The organism is Streptomyces sp. NPDC001204 (assembly GCF_053598035.1).
The window spans coordinates 363,197-381,739 of the sequence record NZ_JBSFJL010000001.1; the positions used below are offsets into that span (position 1 = coordinate 363,197).

14 protein-coding genes are annotated in these 18,543 nt (G+C 73.6%); 6 read left to right on the plus strand and 8 right to left on the minus strand.

What is annotated here, in order from left to right; all coding sequences use genetic code 11:
• Nucleotides 1-362: 362 nt before the first annotated feature.
• On the plus strand, nucleotides 363-2,129 hold the full coding sequence (locus ACWC91_RS01660; RefSeq protein ID WP_450642246.1) for a hypothetical protein: 1,767 nt from the start codon (nucleotides 363-365) through the stop codon (nucleotides 2,127-2,129).
• A gap of 20 nt (nucleotides 2,130-2,149) precedes the next feature.
• Here ACWC91_RS01660 and ACWC91_RS01665 read toward each other — a convergent pair whose 3' ends face one another.
• The 5 genes from ACWC91_RS01665 to ACWC91_RS01685 all read right to left on the minus strand — a co-directional run bounded on the left by ACWC91_RS01665 (nucleotide 2,150) and on the right by ACWC91_RS01685 (nucleotide 7,482).
• Nucleotides 2,150-4,750 (minus strand): SpoIIE family protein phosphatase, encoded by a 2,601-nt coding sequence (locus ACWC91_RS01665; RefSeq protein WP_450642244.1) that lies wholly within the window; start codon nucleotides 4,748-4,750, stop codon nucleotides 2,150-2,152.
• 274 nt (nucleotides 4,751-5,024) lie between these two features.
• Nucleotides 5,025-5,477, minus strand: a complete 453-nt coding sequence (locus ACWC91_RS01670) for an ATP-binding protein (protein WP_225075404.1) — start codon at nucleotides 5,475-5,477, stop codon at nucleotides 5,025-5,027.
• Between the two features lie 147 nt (nucleotides 5,478-5,624).
• Nucleotides 5,625-6,053 carry a (deoxy)nucleoside triphosphate pyrophosphohydrolase gene (locus ACWC91_RS01675; protein WP_450642242.1) on the minus strand — a complete coding sequence of 143 codons (429 nt, stop codon included), beginning with the start codon at nucleotides 6,051-6,053 and terminating at the stop codon, nucleotides 5,625-5,627.
• A 42-nt stretch (nucleotides 6,054-6,095) separates the two neighbouring features.
• Nucleotides 6,096-6,290 (minus strand): SPOR domain-containing protein, encoded by a 195-nt coding sequence (locus ACWC91_RS01680; protein WP_225075402.1) that lies wholly within the window; start codon nucleotides 6,288-6,290, stop codon nucleotides 6,096-6,098.
• 439 nt (nucleotides 6,291-6,729) lie between these two features.
• On the minus strand, nucleotides 6,730-7,482 hold the full coding sequence (locus tag ACWC91_RS01685) for a GntR family transcriptional regulator (RefSeq protein WP_225075401.1): 753 nt from the start codon (nucleotides 7,480-7,482) through the stop codon (nucleotides 6,730-6,732).
• A 268-nt stretch (nucleotides 7,483-7,750) separates the two neighbouring features.
• Here ACWC91_RS01685 and ACWC91_RS01690 point away from each other — a divergent pair, with 268 nt between their 5' ends.
• Both ACWC91_RS01690 and ACWC91_RS01695 read left to right on the plus strand, forming a co-directional pair.
• The gene (locus ACWC91_RS01690; protein WP_225075400.1) at nucleotides 7,751-8,857 is read left to right on the plus strand and encodes a pyridoxal-phosphate dependent enzyme; all 1,107 of its coding nucleotides are present in this window, start codon (nucleotides 7,751-7,753) and stop codon (nucleotides 8,855-8,857) included.
• 197 nt (nucleotides 8,858-9,054) lie between these two features.
• On the plus strand, nucleotides 9,055-10,383 hold the full coding sequence (locus tag ACWC91_RS01695) for a helix-turn-helix domain-containing protein (protein ID WP_281154983.1): 1,329 nt from the start codon (nucleotides 9,055-9,057) through the stop codon (nucleotides 10,381-10,383).
• A gap of 34 nt (nucleotides 10,384-10,417) precedes the next feature.
• Here the strand turns inward: ACWC91_RS01695 and ACWC91_RS01700 are convergent, their stop codons facing one another.
• Together ACWC91_RS01700 and ACWC91_RS01705 are read right to left on the minus strand one after the other, a co-directional pair.
• Complete coding sequence (locus ACWC91_RS01700; RefSeq protein WP_450642239.1) at nucleotides 10,418-11,221, minus strand: class II aldolase/adducin family protein; 804 nt, start codon at nucleotides 11,219-11,221, stop codon at nucleotides 10,418-10,420.
• 20 nt (nucleotides 11,222-11,241) lie between these two features.
• Nucleotides 11,242-12,213: a C-terminal binding protein gene (locus ACWC91_RS01705; RefSeq protein ID WP_450642238.1), complete on the minus strand. Its 972-nt coding sequence runs from the start codon at nucleotides 12,211-12,213 to the stop codon at nucleotides 11,242-11,244.
• A 207-nt stretch (nucleotides 12,214-12,420) separates the two neighbouring features.
• Between ACWC91_RS01705 and ACWC91_RS01710 the strand changes: the two genes are divergently transcribed.
• The 3 genes from ACWC91_RS01710 (at nucleotide 12,421) to ACWC91_RS01720 (ending at nucleotide 16,640) form a co-directional block, all read left to right on the plus strand.
• On the plus strand, nucleotides 12,421-13,365 hold the full coding sequence (locus tag ACWC91_RS01710; RefSeq protein ID WP_281154985.1) for an Lrp/AsnC family transcriptional regulator: 945 nt from the start codon (nucleotides 12,421-12,423) through the stop codon (nucleotides 13,363-13,365).
• 182 nt (nucleotides 13,366-13,547) lie between these two features.
• Nucleotides 13,548-15,200: an amidohydrolase gene (locus ACWC91_RS01715; RefSeq protein ID WP_450642236.1), complete on the plus strand. Its 1,653-nt coding sequence runs from the start codon at nucleotides 13,548-13,550 to the stop codon at nucleotides 15,198-15,200.
• Between the two features lie 96 nt (nucleotides 15,201-15,296).
• The gene (locus ACWC91_RS01720) at nucleotides 15,297-16,640 is read left to right on the plus strand and encodes an MFS transporter (protein WP_450642234.1); all 1,344 of its coding nucleotides are present in this window, start codon (nucleotides 15,297-15,299) and stop codon (nucleotides 16,638-16,640) included.
• An 80-nt stretch (nucleotides 16,641-16,720) separates the two neighbouring features.
• Here the strand turns inward: ACWC91_RS01720 and ACWC91_RS01725 are convergent, their stop codons facing one another.
• Entirely contained in the window at nucleotides 16,721-18,142 is a 1,422-nt protein-coding gene (locus ACWC91_RS01725; protein ID WP_225075393.1) for an aspartate ammonia-lyase, read from the minus strand.
• Between the last annotated feature and the right edge of the window lie 401 nt (nucleotides 18,143-18,543).

The following is an 18,543-nucleotide window of genomic DNA, read 5'->3' on the forward strand; positions in this document are numbered from 1 at the left end:
CCGCCCGCCAGTGACGTCATCCATACCGGAGGCACTCCCCGCACCGGTGGTACCGGCCCTGCCGGTCCCGCTCCCCCCTCCGGCAGCGTCGTGCCTGCCACTACCGCCACCCGTACCGCTCGCACTCCCCGCGCCGGACGCCGGCTCCGCACCGACGGTATCCCGCCCGACCGAGGTGTCGTCCGTAGCGGACGCGTCCTCGCCGCCAGGGGTGGCGGTCGTGCTTTCCTGGCCGGACGTTTCTTGTCTGCCGGTGGTGTTCTTCATGCCGGTGTCCCCTCCCGCGTTGCCGCGTCCCGTCGGCCCCACCAGTGCCGCAGCCCCGGTCGCGTGCCCGCTCGGGCGGTCATACGCTCCCGAATGTGACGGCATCGGTGTTCCGGGCGGCCCGGCCGCGGCGCGCGACACGCCGCCCGCCGGGGCGGGTCGCTCACACCGTGCTGTGCGGCGCGGCGGGCCTGGTGTGGCTGGTGCTTCCGGGGATGACGATCAACAGCGGCCCCGCGGTTGCGCTCCCCCAGACCCCTCCGGTGACCGCCACCGCCGCTCAGCGGCACGACGAGACCTCGCCGGGATATCTCGCCCTGCCGCTCGTGGCGGTGGGCGCGGCGGGGGTGCTCGCCGGGTACGGGTACGTCCGGCGGACCCGGCGGGCCAGGACCCGTACGACCCCCGGCGGCGGTCCCGCCCCGCCCTCCGCGCCCTGGCGACCGCCGCCGTCCGATGAACTCGGCGGTAGATCGGCACAGTTGATCCGCCTCACGGACGACTGGGTGCGCACCAGCCAGGACGAACTCGGCTTCGCCGAGGCGCGGTTCGGCGCGGCGGCCGTCGAACCGTTCGCGCGGGCGGTGCGGGAGGCGGAGGCGGAGTTCGCCGCCGCCTGCCGGATGCGGGAGCGCTACGACCACGGGGTCCCCGAGGACGCGGCCGCCCGGCGGCAGGCGCTGGCCGGCGTGGTCGGGCGCTGTGAGGAGGCGGGGCGGCTGCTGGACGCGGAGGCCGCCGCGTTCGACGAACTGCGCGGTCTGGAGCGGGGACCGGCTGAGGCGCTGGAGGTCGCGGAGGCGCGGTTCCGGAAGTTGGCGGGGCGCACGGGGACCGCCGCCTCGACCGTCGCCGCGCTCCGCGAACGGTACGGGCCGGCGGCCGTCGCGTCCGTCACGGGACACGTGGAGCAGGCCAAGGACCGCCTGCTGCTGGCCACTTCCCGGCTGAACCGGACCCGCCAGTCGGCGGATTCGGGAAACCCCCGGGCTGCGGCCTGTCACCTGCGCGTGGCCGAGGGAGCGATCGCCCAGATCGCGGTGTTCGTGCACGGCGTCGAACGGCTGGCCGAGGAGCTGTCGACCGCCGAGCGACTCGTACCGGCGGCGCTCGGCGGCGCGGAGGCGGACCTCGAGGCGATCCGGCGAGCGGCCGAGTCCGCCGCCGGGCAACTGACCGGCGACCCGGACCGCGCCACCGCGCCCGCCCCGGGCTCCCGGGAGTCCGCCAAGTCCCTCGAGTCCGCGCAGCGTACGGCCGACGGTCCGGCTCCGGAAACCACCGCCTCGGACGAGGCACCCGCCCTCGCGGCGGGCACTCCCTCGGCGGCCGTCCCCGTCGACGTCGCCGCCGGTGAGCTGCGCGCCCGCGTCACGCACGCCGACCTGGAGCTGGCCCACGTACGCGTACACGCCGAGCCGGCCGCGGGGCCGTACGACCCGCTGGACGCGCTGCGGCGGATCGTGCGGGCGACCGCGTCGGCCGGGAGCCGGCGGGCCGGTGTCCTGGCGGCCGCCGAGGAACTCGTCGCACGCAGCGCCGTCGCCGCCGCCGACGACTTCGTCGGCACGCACCGGGCCGCGGTCGGCGCCACGGCCCGCATCCGGCTGTCGGAGGCGCTTCGCCTCCTCCCGACCGACCCGCAGACCGCCGACACCCTGGCCCGCCAGGCCCACGACCTCGCCGAACAGGACGTACGCCTGCACGGCAACCCGCGCACCGCCACCACCGACCCGTCCGCGGGCGCCACCGGAGCGGTGCTCGGCGGCATCCTCCTGGCCGAGGATCCCGACGGCGGTCCGCCCGCCTGCTACGGCGGCCCGCGGACGCGGGGGCGTCGCCGTCCGGGACCGGCGGCGTAGACGGTGGCCGGGCGGAGCGGTCAGAACAGGCTCAGCAGCGCCTCCGCCGGGTCGATCAGGTCGTTCTCCCCGTCGGGCAGGGGGAGCTCGAACCAGACCGTCTTGCCGCGGGGGGTGCGGCGGGAGCCCCAGGCGGCGCTGAGCAGGCCCACGAGCTGGAGGCCGCGGCCGCCCTCGTCGGTGTCGCGGGCGCGGCGGCGACGCGGCTGGACGAGGCCGGAGTCCCACACCTCGCAGACCAGGGTGCGGTCGAGCAGGAGGCGGAGCCTGATCTCGCCCTCGCCGTAGCGCAGGGCGTTGGTGACGAGTTCGCTGACGAGGAGTTCGGTGGTGTCGATCAGCGGTTCGAGGTCCCAGGCGGTCAGCTGGGCGCGGGCGTACTCGCGGGCGCGGCCGACGCTGCGGGGTTCGCGCGGCAGGGCCCAGTCGCCGACGGACTCGGCGGGCAGGCCCTGGACGCGGGCCATCAGCAGCGCGATGTCGTCCTCGCCGTGGTGGGTGCCTAGCGTGTTGAGGATGTGGTCGCAGACGTCCTCCAGGGGACGGGAGGGGTCCGTGAGGGCACCGAGGAAGGCCTGGAGGCCCTCGTCCAGGGGGTGGTCGCGGGATTCGACCAGGCCGTCCGTGTAGAGGGCCAGCAGGGCGCCCTCGGGGAGTTCGACCTCCACCTCCTCGAAGGGTTCACCGCCGACGCCGAGCGGCATGCCGGGCGGCACGTCCAGCATCAGCGCGGACTCGCCGGGTTCGACGAGCACCGGCGGCAGATGGCCGGCGTTGGCGAAGGTGCACCGCCGGGTGACCGCGTCGTAGACGGCGTAGATGCAGGTCGCCAGGTACACCTCGGAGAGGTCGGCCTCGCGGGGGCGGCGGGCGGCCCGGGTGGCCTGCTGGACACCGCCGGGCGCGCCGAGACCGCGGGCGATCTCGTCCAACTGGGAGAGGACCTCGGCCGGTTCCAGGTCGAGCAGGGCCAGCGTGCGTACGGCCGTGCGCAGTTCGCCCATGGCGACTGCGGCGCGCAGACCACGGCCCATGACGTCGCCGACGACCAGCGCGGTGCGGTGGCCGGGGAGTTCGATGACGTCGAACCAGTCGCCGCCGACCTCGCTGGGCCGGCCGGTGGCGGCGCTGCCGGGCAGGTAGCGGCAGGCGATGTCGAGGCCGGAGGCCTCGGGGTCGCCGGGCGGGAGCAGGGACCGCTGCAGTATCAGGGCGCGTTCGTGCTCGCGCCGGTACAGGCGGGCGTTGTCGATGCAGACGGCGGCGCGCGCGGCGAGGTCGACGGCGAGGTCGCGGTCGCGCTGGCCGAATGGCTCGCTGCCCTTGGTCCGGGCGAACTGCGCGAGTCCCACCACCGTGTCCTGAGCGACCATCGGCACGGCCAGCGTGGTCTGCACGAGACCGCCGTCCTCACCGGGCACGGTCGTCGGGCGGGCGGTGCGCAGGGCGTCCGCGCGGGGCGAGTTGAACGGATAGTGGTGGACGGCGCCGAGTTCGACGTGTGCGCCGGTGCCGCCGAACGGCGCGCCGGAGACCGCGCTGGCGAAGGCGACGCGGCGCAGTTCGGCGCTGCCGTCGGCGAGGCCGGGCGGGGTCTCGTCGCCGGCCAGCAGGCCCTGGTAGAGGTCGACGGTCGCCAGGTCGCAGAAGCCGGGGACCACGACGTCGAGGAGTTCGCGCGCGGTGGTCTCCAGGTCGAGGGAGTTGCCGATGCGGGCGCCCGCCTCGTTGAGGAGGGCGAGGTTGCGCCGCGCGGAGGCGGCCTCGCGGGCGGCGTCGCGGCGGGCGGTGATGTCGGTCCCGAGCCAGGCGATGCCGATGGTGCGGCCGCTGCCGCTGTGCACGCGGTAGAGGTTGACGGACCAGTGGCGGCGCTCCTCGGTTCCCGGCACGAAGCCGGAGACGTGCATGTCCGTGATGGACTGCCCGTTCTCCAGTACCCGGCGCAGGGTGGCGGTGACCCGCTCGGCCTCGCCGCGCGGCAGGTAGTCGTGCACGCCCCTGCCGCGGTGGTCGTCCGGCGAGCCGCCGAAGATCGAGGCGAACCGCTCGTTGGCGCGGCGGACCTTGAGGTCGGTGTCGATCAACAGGAAACCGAACGGGGATTGACCGAAAATCGCCTGCGAGGCGGCGAGGTCGGTCTCGATCCGACGCAGGGTGCGGACGTCGACGACGGTGCACACGGCGGCCCTGTCGCCCTCCACCGTGGTCGTCGGCATCACGTAGACCTCGGCGAGTCCCTCCTCACCGCGCCGGCCGTCCTCGTCGTCCGGGATCCGGAAGGGGACCACGCCGGTCCACTCGCGCCCGTCGAGGATCTCGGCCATCTTGCGCTGGCCGTGCTCGCGCAGGTCGGGGTCGACGAACGCCTTGATGGGGTCCATCCCGACGGCGCGTTCGGCGGGGATGCCGAAGAGCCGCTCGGCGCGCAGGCTCCACTGGTCGACGTGGCCGTCGGGGCCGATGGAGAAGGAGGCCACCTTGATGTAGTCGTACATCGAGCCGGGCGGGCTGCTCTGCCACATGGCGTCCGCGGACGGCGCCCCGCCGCCCGCGGACCCCGCCATCGCGCCGTCCGACGGGTCCTCGGACTCCGTGGCCTTCGCTGGTATCTCGCTCACGCGAACCGTCCCCTCCAGCTCACCGCGTCCGGCACCGGTCACCGGGGGCGGCTGCCCGCAGTATCCAGCACTACGGCGCCGCACAACACGGTGTTCACGATCACAGGACCATCCCGATGCTTTCCGGTCCGGGCCTGCGACAACACCATCAGTCTTCTAACCAGGCAGGACCGGGTCGAATCCCGCTCGCGGACAACCGTCGCCGGCCGCCGCCGGCCGCTGTGCGGCGGGGGCTGTCCGGCGGGCTCCGCGCACGGCCCGTCCACCGCTCCGCTCACCCCGGGACGGCCAGTTCGAACCAGACCGTCTTGCCGGCGTCGTCCGGCCGGGTGCCCCAGCGGCGGGAGGTGGAGGCGACCAGTTGCAGGCCGCGGCCGGACTCGTCGTCCGGGCGGGCCGGACGCTCGCGGGGCGGGTCGGGCAGCGGGTCGGAGACCTCTACCAGCAGCACCCTGGGCAGGTCCGCGGGGCGCAGCAGCCGAACGCCGATGGGACCGGTCGCGTGCCGCAGGGAGTTGGTGACCAGTTCGCTCACCAGCAGGGCCGCGGTGTCGCCGAGCGCGTCCATGTCCCAGCTGCGCAGCTTGCCGCGGACGGCGGCGCGGGCCGTGCGCACCGCGCCGGGATCCGCGGGAAAGGTCCACTCGGCGGTGTCGCCATCGGTGTCGATCACGCCGTTCACTTCCCAGGCACGCCGATCACCTCGCGGGCCGGCGAGCCCACCCATGTCCGGTTTCGGAGGACTAAAGGGGGCATACCCGGCATCCAGGGGGCATTACCGCTCGCGGCGGTGCGGTGTGGCACGAACGGCGTACCCGGCGCACGCCCTACGTCTCCCGTGCGCCCCGGACTTCGACGGAGCACACGATGACTCTCACGCCCCTGGGACGCCGTCCGCCGGGCCGGCTCCGAGGCGGGTGAGGGTCTGCCGCACGGCGGGCACGTCCTGGTCCAACCAGGGGACGCTCCAGATCTCGGCCGGGGTGAGCCAGCGCAGGTCGTCGTGGTCCTGGAGGGGCTTGGGGTCGGCGGAGCCGGGGCGCAGCCGCGCGGTCCACACCTGGAGTTCGTACGGCGGCCGCAGGGGCCAGCTGCCCGGCACCCGCTCGACGGCCTCGGTCTCGACGCCGAGTTCCTCGCGCAACTCGCGTACGAGAGCGGCCTCGGGCCGTTCACCGGGCTCGACCTTGCCGCCGGGCAGCTCCCAGCGGCCGGCCAGCTCGGCGGGCGCGCTGCGGCGCGCGGCGAGCAGGCGGCCGCCGTCGAGCAGGGCGGCACCGACCACCACGATCCGTTCGCTCATGCGCCGGAGCCTACGGGAGCGGGCCCGCGTCCGGCGAAGGGGTCAGCCGTCGCCGCCCGCACCGCCGGCGCCCTGCCCGATCCGCTCGACCCAGTACAGCTGGGTGTCCGGACCGTCGAGGCTTTCCGCGATCTTCTGGGCCTCGGCGCGGGTGGCGTACCGGCCCACGCTGTACCGATTGCCGTTGTCGTCCTGCCGGACGACGAGCCAGGGAAGGGTGACCGTGCTGTCGTTCATCGCGCCCCCACTGCTCCTTCCCGCCCCTGTGCGTCCGGCTCCCGGCCCCCGCCGCGTCCCGCCCGTTGAGGAAACCGCACTCCGCATATGCCTGAGCCTACGCCCAACCTTCACGCAGCGAATACGGCTTTTCACAAAGAGGTAGGCAACCGGCCAGTACGGGAGCCGGCCGCCCGGGGCGCACGGAGACGAACGCGCCGTGCGAGGGCCTCTGTACATCCGCTCGGGGGCATGCGGCAGCCGCGGTGGCGACCTGGGAGAACGGCCGGAATGCGGCGCACGGGCGGGGCGGCGCGGCAGACGGACGGACGGGCCGGGCGCCGAGGGGGCGCACACCACCCCCGCGGAATCACCGCTTCCGGGCCTGCTTCCACGCTTGCTTCCGGGCCGGCGCCCGCCCCTCCGAGCCTCCTGCCGCACAGCCCCTGACGGGCGTCTCCTACCTCACCGGCAGGTGGTACGCCACCCGGTAACGGTCGGCGGGGATCACGACGTCCGCCGTCTCCACGGGGCGGCCGGAGGCGTAGAAGGTGCGCTGGACGACGACCACGACATGGCCGGGGACACCGCCCAGGGAGTGCAGTTCCTCGGCGAGGCCGGGGCGGGCGCCGACCTCCTCGGTGACGTTGTCGACGATGACGTCGATGGCGCGCATGCGCTCGACCACGCCCATGCCGCCGAGCGGGCCCTCCTCGGGGAGCATGACGGGGGTGCGGCCGGTGAGCGCGAGCGACTCCCAGGAGGTGGAGAGCATCATCGCCTCGCCGGCGTCCCGGAACACGTACTTGGTGCGCATCACGCGGTCGCCGGGCTTGATGCCGAGCCGCTCGGCGATGGCGCCGCTCGCCTCGGCCTGCGTGCTGCTCGACTCCCAGGTGCCGCGCACCTCGGCGTCGGCCTGCTCCTGCCGGAACGGCGTGGCGCCGCCGGTCAGGCGGAAGCCGGAACGGGCGACCCGGCGCGGCACGGGCCGCTCGCGCACATACGTCCCCGAGCCGGAGCGGCCCTCGACCAGCCCCTCGGCCATCAGCACCTTGCGGGCCTCGAGCGCGACCGTGTCCGAGACGCCGTACTCCTCGCGGATTCTGGCCTGTGAGGGCAGCCGGGTGTGCGGGGGCAGCAGACCGTCGACGATCTTCTTGCGGAGATCATCCGCGACGCGCAGGTACGCCGGCTGCTCACCGAAAGTCACTGGCCGCTCCCATCAAGTTGTACAGACAGCAACAGCGTGGCAACCACGGGTTGTACTTGCAAGCAGGGGCCAGAGAATCACTCGAAGTGATGACTTGCGGGCGGCGAAGGCATGCCCAGGCGCTTTCTCCCCGCTACGGCCGCCGTCACACCTGCACATGGCGGAAAACGGAAGCGTCGGGGGCGAGGAGGCGGGGCCGAGTGCGACGGACGTGCCGTGCGGGAGTCATGACGGGGCGTCGGCGAACCTCGCCCCTTAACCTCCGTACATGACACCTCTGCCGGACCGCTACTGCCCCACCGACGGCGTCCGCGTCCCCGGCGACTCCCTCGCCTGGCGCTGCCCGACCTGCCACGGGCCGCTCGATCTCGACTTCTCCCCCACCCCGGCGTCCCTGAAGTCCCTCACCGGGAGGGTGAACTCCCTGTGGCGGTACGCGGAGACGCTGCCGATGCCTGCGCCCACGCTGTCCCTCGGCGAGGGCCGCACCCCCTTGGTGCCGCTGACGGACGAGGTCTCGGCGAAGCTGGACTTCCTGATGCCGACGCTGTCGTTCAAGGACCGGGGCGCGGTGCTGCTGGCCGAACTGGCGCTGCGCGCCGAACCGCGCCGGGTGGTCGCCGACAGCAGCGGCAACGCGGGCACGGCGATCGCCGCGTACTGCGCCCGCGCGCGGCTGCCGTGCACGGTGTACGTCCCGCTCGGCACGTCGGCGAAGAAGCTGGAGCAGATCGAGGCGCACGGCGCCCGCCTGGAGGTGGTCGACGGCAACCGCGAGGCGGCGGGCAGGGCCGCGCAGCGCGCCGCGGACGAGCCGGACACGTTCTACGCCTCGCACGTCTTCAACCCGTACTTCCTGCACGGCACGAAGACCTACGTGCACGAGTTGTGGGAGGACCTCGGCGGGCGCCTGCCGGAGGTCCTGGTCCTGCCGGCGGGGAACGGCACGCTGCTGCTGGGCGCGGCGCTGGCGATCGCCGAGCTGTTCGGGGCCGGTCTGCTGGACCGTCGCCCGGCGCTGTGGGCGGTGCAGGCGGCGGCGGTCGCCCCGCTCGCCCGCGCCTGGGAGGAGGGCGCGGAGGAACTCACCGGCACGACCCCCATGGCCCCCACCCACGCCGAGGGCATCGCCGTCCCCCACCCGCCCCGGGCCCGCCAGATCCTGCGCGCGGTACGAAACTCGGGCGGCACCTTCCTGACCGTGACGGAGGACCGCATCCGCCACGCCCAGCTGGACCTGGCCTCCCGCGGCCTGTACGTCGAGTCGACGGGCGCGGTCTGCTGGGCGGCGATCCGCGAGGGCGCCCTGGGCGGTAAGTCGGCGGTGGTCCCCTTGTGCGGCGCGGGGCTGAAGTCGGGCCTGGCCCGTCCGTAACCCCGGCTGAGCCAGGTCTTCCTGGTCCGGGACGGTCCGGCCGGGTCAGGGCCGGTTGGGCCGGGTCCGGCGCAGTTCGGCTCGGTGCCATGTCCGGGGCGCTCCGGGCGGTGCCACGCCCGTCCCGGTTCAGCGCGGTCCAGCGCCCTGTCCGGCCGGCTCGCTGCCACGTCCGGCCCAGCGCGGGGCCCGGCCCGGTGCCACGCCCGTCCCGGTTCAGCGCGGTCCAGCGCCCTGTCCGGCCGGCTCGCTGCCACGTCGCGATCGAGACCGGCGGCGAGCTCCGGAAGGTTCCGGCGCGGCTCGTCGAGGAGGCGGCCGCGCGGGATTTCCCCGTCGTCGAGCTGCGGCGGGTGGTCCCGTTCGTGGAGGTCGCCGAAGTGATCAACGGCGCCCTGATCAACGACTCCGTGGCGCGGCTGCGCTCGGTGGACGCGCTCTCCCAGGAGCAGTCCGAACTGCTCGCCGAGGGCGCCGGCGTGCAGGAGGTGCTGGACGCGCTCGTGCGGCACACCTCGACGGCGGCCGCCGTCTTCGACGCGAACGACCGGCTCATCACCGTCAGCGGCCCCGAGAAGGACCCGGGGAGCGGGCCCGCGCGGGAGGAGCCGACCCCGTTCGGCGGCATGGGGACGCGGCTGACGATCCGCGGGGTCCCCGCGGCCACCCTCGTGCTCTACCCGGACGCCGACGCGGACGTCGAGACGCTGGAACTGGCACAGGACCGGACGGTGGAGGCCCTGAAGCTGGCACTGCTGCGGTTCCGGCCGCCGGGCCCGCGGGAGTTCGCCGCGAGTGAACTCGTCCGGCCGGCCGCCGCGAACGGCGCCCATCCGCAGCGGATCCGCCGGCTGGGCGTGTCGATCGGTTTCAGCGCCGACGCGCCGGTCATCGGAGTGGCCGCCCGCGCCACCGGGCCGTCGGCCGAACTGCGCCGCCTGGACGATCTGCTGTCCCGCTACGGCCGGACCGCGGTCGACGTGCCGTCCCCGCTCGCCGTGCACACACTCCTGTCACTGCGGGACCGCGACGGCGCCGCCGGCCTGCGGGCCCGGCTCGTCGCCGATCTCACCGAGTGGCGCTCGTCCGACCGGACGGCGATCGCGGTCGGTCCGCTGATGCCGGCCCTGGAGGACGCGGCCGTCTCGCTGGGCGCGGCGCTGGAGTGCGTGCGCCGCCCCACGCGCGCGTTCCGGGCCGGGGTGGTCGACGCCACCGAGCTGAGTGCGGAGCGGCTGCTGCTCGACGACGAGCTGCGCATCCCGGCGGAGCGGCTCGTACGGGAACAGCTCGGGCTCCTGCTCACCCTGCGGCACGAGGAACGCGACCTCCTGCTCACCACCCTGGAGACGTATTTCGAGACCGGCTTCAACAAGACCCGCGCGGCGGCGGAACTGCATCTGCAACGCCAGTCCCTCTACGCGCGGTTGCAGCGCGCGTTCGACCTCCTGGGCGGCGATCCGACGGGAACGCCCCGGGCGCCGGCCCTGCACCTGGCGCTGCGCGTCCACCGCCGGCTCGTCTGACCGCGGCCCCCGCCGGGGCCGGAACGGGTGGTGGTCAGTCCTTGTAGTCGGGGCAGGTCCGGTCGAGCAGGCGCAGCAGCGCCGCCCAGGCGAGTTCGTAGGCGTCGACGTCCTCGAAGTCCGAGGTCGCCTCGCCCGCGAGCTGCTGGGCGGTGTACTCGCAGACCTCGGCCGGCGGGACGACGAGGGGGCCGCCGCCCGCCTGCGCGGTCACCTGGATCTCGCAGGCCTTCTCCAGGTAGTACATGCGCAGGAACGCCTGGGCCGCGCTCTCGCCGACCGTCAGCAGCCCGTGGTTGCGCAGGATCAGGGCGGAGTGGCCACCGATGTCGGCGACGAGGCGCCGCTGTTCGTCGAGGTTGAGGGCGACGCCCTCGTAGTCGTGGTAGCCGACCCGGTTGTGGAACTCCATCGACATCTGGTTGACCGGCAGCAGCCCGTCGCGCTGGGCGGCGACGGCGCAGCCCGCCTTGGTGTGGGTGTGCAGCACGCACCGCGCGTCCTCGCGTGCGGCGTGGATCGCGCTGTGGATGACGAAACCGGCCGGGTTGACCGGGTACGGGGTCGGCTCGACCGGGTTGCCGAACAGGTCGATCTTCACCAGGTTCGAGGCGGTGATCTCCTCGAACAGCAGGCCGTAGGGGTTGATCAGGAAGTGGTGGTCCGGGCCCGGCAGCCGCAGCGAGATGTGCGTGAAGATCAGGTCGGTCATGCGGAAGTGCGCGACGAGCCGGTAGACGGCGGCCAGTTCGCGGCGCAGCCGCAGCTCCTCGGCTGCCGGATCGAGGGCCGGCGCGGCCGGGCTCCGGGTCGCGGGCGTGCTCAGCGGGTCGGTCATGGGGGCTCCTTCGGGACGGTTCAGGCCTCGGGGTCGACCACGGGGGTGAGGGGTCGGCCCGTGCGCTGCCAGGCGATGACGTTCTCGGCGGGCTCGCACACGTACGCGCGGTGCGAGGCGTCGGACAGGAAGGCGCTGTGCGGGGACAGCTGGATGCGCGGGTGGCCGCACAGCGGGTCGCCGGCGGGCGGGGGCTCCACGGGCAGGACGTCGAGGGCGGCTCCGGTGAGCCGGCCGCTGTCGAGCGCCCGGAGCAGGGCCCCGGGGTCGACGAGTTCGCCGCGGGAGACGTTCACCAGCAGGCCGCCCGGCCGCATGCGGGCGAGCAGCCCGTCGTCGACCATGCCCCGGGTCCGGTCGGTGAGCGGGACGTGCAGGGACAGCACGTCCGCCGCGCCCACCAGTTCGTCCAGTTCGAGCCGGTCGACACCGGCCGGCCATCCGGAGGGGTCGGCCTGCGGGTCGTACGCGGCGAGGCGGCCGAAGACGGGAGCCGCGATCCGGACGAGTTCCCGGGCGATACGGCCCATCCCGACCAGGCCCAGCGTCAACCCGCCTGTTCGGCGCGGCAGTTCGGCTCTGGCGAAGTCGGTGGCCCAGCCTCCGCCGCGCACCACGGCGTCGGCCTGTGGCAGCCGGCGTACGAGGGAGAGGGCCGAGGCGAGGGCGTGGACGGCGACGTCCTCGGTGGCGGTGCCGGGCAGGTTGGTCACCCACAGGCCGCGCCGGCGGGCCGCGCCGGCGTCGATCATGTCGTACCCGGCCGACATGGTGGCGAGGACGCGCAGCCTCGGCAGGCGGTCGAGGAGTGCCTCGTCCACGCGCGCGTAGCCGACGATCAGCGCCACCGCGTCATGGGCCGCGGCCGCGATGGCCTCGGGGTCGCGGCTGCCGGCGATCCGCACGGCGAAACCCGCGTCGGTGAGGAGCCGGACGCCCGGCTCCGGGTCCAGCTCGCCCAGGTCCGTGTAGACGACCACGGGTTGCCCCACGGCGACCTCCTCAACTGATTCGACCGTTTGGAACGCCATCAACCTACGTTTCGGCTGATCTGATGTCCATCAGTGATTGACTCGACCGTGTAGTGATGCGCGTCACCCGCCGGTGGACCCGGCGGACGATGCCCGAGAATGACACCGGACCCGGGCGCCGCCGCACCGCGGGCCGACACACCGAAGGAACCGAGGGGAACAGCCCAGGTGGATCTGGACCACACCGACCTCGCCGTCGTGCGCGAACTGCAGACGGACGGCCGCCTCACCTACGAGACGCTGGCCCAGCGCGTGGGCCTGTCACGGCCCGCCACCCGGGCCCGGGTCCAGCGGATGCTGGACTCCGGCGCGGTGCGCGTGGTGGCCATCGTGCACCCCGCCGTGCGCGGGCTGACCGCCTCGGCGCACCTGTCGATCGACACCTGCGGCGCGGCCGGACCGGTGGCGCGCGCCATCGCCGCGATGCCCCAGGCGCCGTTCGTCACCCTCACGGCGGGACAGCGGGCCATCATGACCGAGCTGCGCACCGAGGGGTTCGCCGAGCTGGACCGGGCGATCGAGCGGGTGCGCACCCTGCCGGGCGTGCGGACGGTCGATCCGCTGATCACCACCCGCCAGCTGAAGGACCCCTACCTGCTCCCCGACCCCCCGGCCGCCGCCGAGCTCGACGAGCTGGACCGGCGGATCCTGGACGAGCTGGAGCGCGACGGCCGGCTGCCGTTCGCCGAACTCGCCGACCGGGTGGGGCTGTCGGCGGGCGCCACCCGGTCCCGCACGCTGCGGCTGCTCGACGGCGGCGTCGCGAAGGTGCTCGCCCTCGTACGGCCCGAACTGCTGGGCATGGGCCACCTCTGCGGCTTCGCGGTGCGCCTGGAGGGTCCCGCGGATCCGGTGGCCGAGCGGCTCGCCTCCTGGGACCGCGTGTCGTTCCTGTCCGCCTGCATCGGCCGGGCCGATCTGGTCGGCACCATCACGGCCGAGTCGCTGCCGGCACTCCTGGCCACCCTGGAGCGGATGCGGGCGTGCGAGCAGGTGAGCGGCGTGGAGAGCTGGCTGCACATGGAACTGGTGAAGGAGCGCTACGACCCGGGAGCCGCGGCACCGGCACCTGACGCCGGAGCACGAACCCCGGCACCGGACTCCGGAGCATGAACCGCCGGCAATCACCCCCTCCGACGGACGATCCGTAAGCACACACCCCCGACACCTTCCGAAATTTTTCCCTGAAGCACCTCTAGCCAATCTGTCGTTCGTTATCTATCGTCCAGGCGAACGAATCAGCCGTCGCGTCGCCTCCGCGTACCTTCGGCGTCCCCTGGTCGAAAGCAGGCCCCATGCACCACCCTCTCGACAACCCCGACCGCACCCTGCTGGTGACCGGCGCCGCGATCGCCTCCGCCGGCACCACGACCCGCGCGGAAGCCCTGGCCGTGCGCGGCGACCGGATCGTGCACGTCGGCACGGCCGACGACGCCCGCGCCGCGCTCGGCCGCGTGGACCGCGAGCTGGAGCTCGACGGCGGTCTGGTCCACCCCGGTTTCGTCGACGCGCACTGCCACCCGGTGATGTACGGCCAGGCCCTGGCCTGGGTCGACTGCCGGCCCGAGCGCGTGCCGGACATCGACACCCTGGTCGACGTGCTGCGCGACGCCGCCCGCGAGCTGCCCGCCGGAGTCCCGGTACGCGGCTTCGGCTACGAGCACCGCCGCCTCGCCGAACGCCGCCACCCCACCCGCCACGACCTCGACCGCGTCGCCGACGACCGCGAGGTCTACGTGATGAACGCCTCCGGTCACGGCGGCGTCGTCAACTCCCACACGCTGCGGACCTGCGGCATCACGGCCGGCACCCCGGACCCCGAGGGGGGCAGCATCGGCCGATTCGCCTCCGGCGAGCCCGACGGGCAGCTGTGGGACGCCGCGTGCGACATGCTCACCGGACCGGGCGGGGTGAAGATCGGCAACCACGGCCCGAACTTCCACCTCACCGAGCCGGACGCCATCATGGCCGACCATCTGGCGCGCGCCCAGGAGGTCTTCCTGGCCGCCGGTGTCACCACGGTCGGTGACGCGCAGGCCTCGCGCCGCGAGACGGAGACCTATCTGCGGGCGCAGGAGTCCGGCTCACTGCGCATGCGTGTGTCGGCGTACCTCACCTCCGCGCTGCTGGACACCGCGCTGGAACTCGGCGTCGTCCACGGCTTCGGCGGCGACCTGTTCCGTGTGCAGGGCGTGAAGTTCTACGCGGACGGCACGCTGGGCGGCTGGACCGCCTACTTCCCCGAGGGCTACGCCGCCGACTGCTGCCACCACGGGCAGCTGTACCACTCGGTCGAGGAGTACGCGGAGATCGTCGCGCGGGCCCACCGGGCGGGGTTGCAGACCGCGACGCACGCCCAGTCCCCGTACGCCATCGGCATGGTCCTCGACGCGGTCGAGAAGGCGCAGGCGGACCGGCCCCGGCCGGACATGCGGCACCGTATCGAGCACTGCGGACTGCCCACCGACGAGCAGATCGAGCGCATGGGCGCGCTGGGGGTCGTCCCGGTGATGCAGCCGCAGCACCACCTGCGGACCGGTGACGGCACGCTGACCGCCGTCGGCGAGCTCGGCCACCGCTACAACCCCGCGGGGCGCTGCCGCACGGCCGGTGTTCCGGTCGTGTTCAGCTCCGACGCGCCGGTCGCCCCGCCCGCCCCGCTGGAGGCGGTCTCCGCGGCCGCCACCCGGCGCACGGTCCTGGGCACCGTCCTGGGCGACGAGGCGCTGCGGCTGCCGGTCGCCGACGGCCTGCACGCGCACACCGCCGCGGCCGCCCGCGCCCTGCACCGCGAGCACGCGGTGGGCACGCTGGCGCCGGGCATGCTCGCCGACTTCGTCGTCCTCGACGCCGATCCCCTGCACACCGCGGCCGACGAACTCACCGGCATCGGCGTGCGCGAGACCTGGATCGGCGGCACCCGCGCCTGGGCGGCCCCCGGCCGCTGAGCTCCGCCCCCGCTCCGTCCCCTTCACCCGGGAGCGGCGCGCACCGCCGCGCCGCTCTCCCGCTCCCCCGTCCCCACCCTCAGCCGGAGGTCCCGCATGCCGGACCGCACCCACCAGCCCGATCCGAGAAACGCGCGCAGAGCCGCGCTGGCCGCCCTGGCCGGCACCTCGATCGAGTGGTACGACTTCTACGCCTTCGCCACCGCCGCGGCCATCGTCTTCAACGACGTGTTCTTCCCCGCGGACATGCCCTCGCTGCTCAAGACCCTGTCCGCCTTCGGCACGTTCGCCGTCGGCTTCCTGCTGCGACCGCTCGGCGGCATCGTGTTCGGGCACATAGGCGACCGGGTGGGACGCAAGAAGACCCTCGTCATCACCCTGCTGATGATGGGCATCGCGTCCTTCGCCATCGGCCTGCTGCCGACCTACGCCCAGGTCGGCGCCCTGGCTCCGGTCCTGCTCATCGTCCTGCGCCTGGTCCAGGGCGTCGCGATCGGCGGTGAGTGGGGCGGCGCGGTGCTGATCGCGGTGGAGAACGCCCCGAAGGGCAGGAGGACCTTCTTCGGCTCGTTCGCCCAGCTCGGTTCGTCCGTCGGCGCCCTGCTCTCCACCGGCGCCTTCAGCCTGATGAACCTCTTCGGCCACGACGCGTTCCTCAGCTGGGGCTGGCGCGTGCCGTTCCTCGCCTCCGCCGTCCTCGTCGCCATCGGATTCGTCATCCGCGTCAAGCTCGAGGACTCCCCGGTGATGTCCGAGGTGCGCGAGGAGCGCGGGACCGAGGCCAAGCTGCCGGTGGCGGAGGTGCTCCAGAAGGCCTGGCGCACCGTACTGGTCGGCGTCTTCGCCCTGGCCACGGCCACCGGCGGCTACTACGTGGTGACCAGCTACCTGCTGTCCTACGGCACCGGACACCTGCACCTGTCCGAGTCGATGCTGCTCAACGGCCTGACGCTGGCGGCCTTCCTCGAACTGCTGGTGACCCCGGGCCTGGCCTGGCTCGGCGACCGCGTCGGCGCGCACAAGGTCGTCATCGCCGGACTCGCCGGAGTCGTCGTCCTGGCGGCGCCGCAGTTCATGGCGATGGGCACGGGCAGCGTCGCACTGATCTACCTGATGATGCTCGCGATGCGGTTCGTGATGTCGGCCCTGTACGGACCGATCGCCGCGATCCTCGCCGAAGGTTTCGAACCGCACGTCCGCTACACCGGGATCTCCCTGTCGTACCAGGTCTGCAACCTCATCTTCGGCGGCTTCGCGCCGGTGGCCTGTGTGTCCCTTGCCGCGCTGGCGGGCGGCCACTACTGGCCCCCGGCCGTGCTGCTGATGGTGATCTCGGTGATCGGCATCTGGTGCACGGGGCGTCTGCACATCGCCCGCGTGCGGCGGGAGGCCGCCCGCCCGGCCACCGCGGAGGCGGATCCGCTGCCGGCGGTCTCCTGACGACTCACGGCGGGCAGGGCGGGCTCCTCTCGGGTTCCACTCGGGTTCTCCTTCGAGTCCGCCCTCCCCGCCGTGCGGGTTCAGCCGTCGGACCGCCGCTCGCGCCGCGGGCCCACGAGCCGTTCGGGGTCGCCGAGCAGGGTGACCAGCGTCGTGTCGTCGAGCAGGTGCTGGGCGCGGATCTCCTCGACCACGCTGGTTCCGTTGCGCAGCGCCGCCTTGGCCACCTCGGTCGCCCGGTGATAACCCAGGTGCGGCACCAGCGCGGTCACCAGCCCGATCGAGCGCTCGACACCCGCCCGCAGCCGGTCCCGGTCGGCGGTGATGCCGTGCACGCACCTGGTCGCCAACAGGCGGCAGGCGGCGGTCAGTTCGGTCAGCCCCTGGAACAGGCAGCGGGCGACGACCGGTTCGAAGGCGTTCAGCTGGAGCTGTCCTGCCTCGGCGGCCATCGACACCGTGACGTCGTTGCCCACCACGCAGAACGCGACCTGGTTCACCATCTCCGCGATCACCGGGTTCACCTTGCCCGGCATGATGCTGGATCCCGCCTGCACCGCGGGCAGCCGGATCTCGGCCAGACCGGCCCGCGGGCCCGAGGACAGCAGCCGCAGATCGCCTGCCATCTTGGACAGCTTCACCGCCGTGCGTTTGAGCACCCCCGAGAAGTGCACCAGCGCTCCCACGTCCTGCGTGGCCTCCACCAGGTCCGCGGCGGAGACGAACGGCCGGCCGGTGAGCGCCGCCAGGTGCCGGGTGGCCAGCCGGGCGTACCCCGCGGGGGCGTTCAAGCCGGTTCCGATCGCCGTGCCGCCCAGGTTGACCTCCAGCAGCAGTTCCCGGGCCTCGCGCAGGCGCTGCTGGTCCTCGGCCAGCATGACGGCGAACGCGCCGAACTCCTGCCCCAGGGTCATCGGCACCGCGTCCTGCAACTGGGTCCGGCCCATCTTGAGGAAGCCGGCGAACTCCGCCGCCTTGGCCCGGAACGCGTCCTCCAGCAGCGCCAGCGCGGCGAGCAGGTCGTCGGCCGCCTCGCAGAGCCCCACCCGCAGCGCCGTGGGATAGGCGTCGTTGGTGCTCTGCCCGAGGTTGACGTGTCCGTGCGGGTCGAGATGCGCGTAGTCGCCCCGGGGGCGGCCCAGGATCTCCAGGGCCCGGTTGGCGATCACCTCGTTGGCGTTCATGTTGGTCGAGGTGCCGGCCCCGCCCTGCACGACGTCGACCACGAACTCCTCGTGCAGTTCTCCCTTCCGGATCTGCTCGCAGGCCTCGACGACGGCCCGCGCGCGGGATTCGTCGAGGAGGCCGAGATCCCGGTTGGCGAGCGCGGCCGCCTGCTTGACCGTGGCGAGCGCGCTCACCAGGTGGGGGTACGACGAGATCGGCGTGCCCGACACCGGGAAGTTCTCCAGGGCGCGGGCGGTGTGGATGCCCCAGCGCACGCCGTCGGGCACGTCGAGGCGACCGATCAGGTCCCGCTCGGTGCGAAACGAGGTCGTCATGCCGCCCCGCCTTTCTGCTTGATGACTTCCATGACTCGCCCGCGACCCCCACCTGCGGAGGCCCCGCGGGCGACGAACAAGAACAGCGGCCCGGAGGACACCGGTCCCGTCACGACCCGTCCCGCGTACACGGCGCCCGGTCCGGACCCGCGCCCACGACGCCCAACGGCACCCGGCCGACCTCCGCCGGAAACTGTCAGCCGACCCCCGCCGGTATCCGCGATCCCGACCCGCACCCATGACAACCAGCAACTCCGAGCCGGCCGCCACCAACAACCCCTCGTCCCGAACGGCGCCCACGACGCCCAACGGCACCCGGCCGACCTCCGCCGAAAACTGCCAGCAGACCCCGCCAAAAGCCCACGATCCCGGCCCACACCCACGACAACCAGCAACTCCCA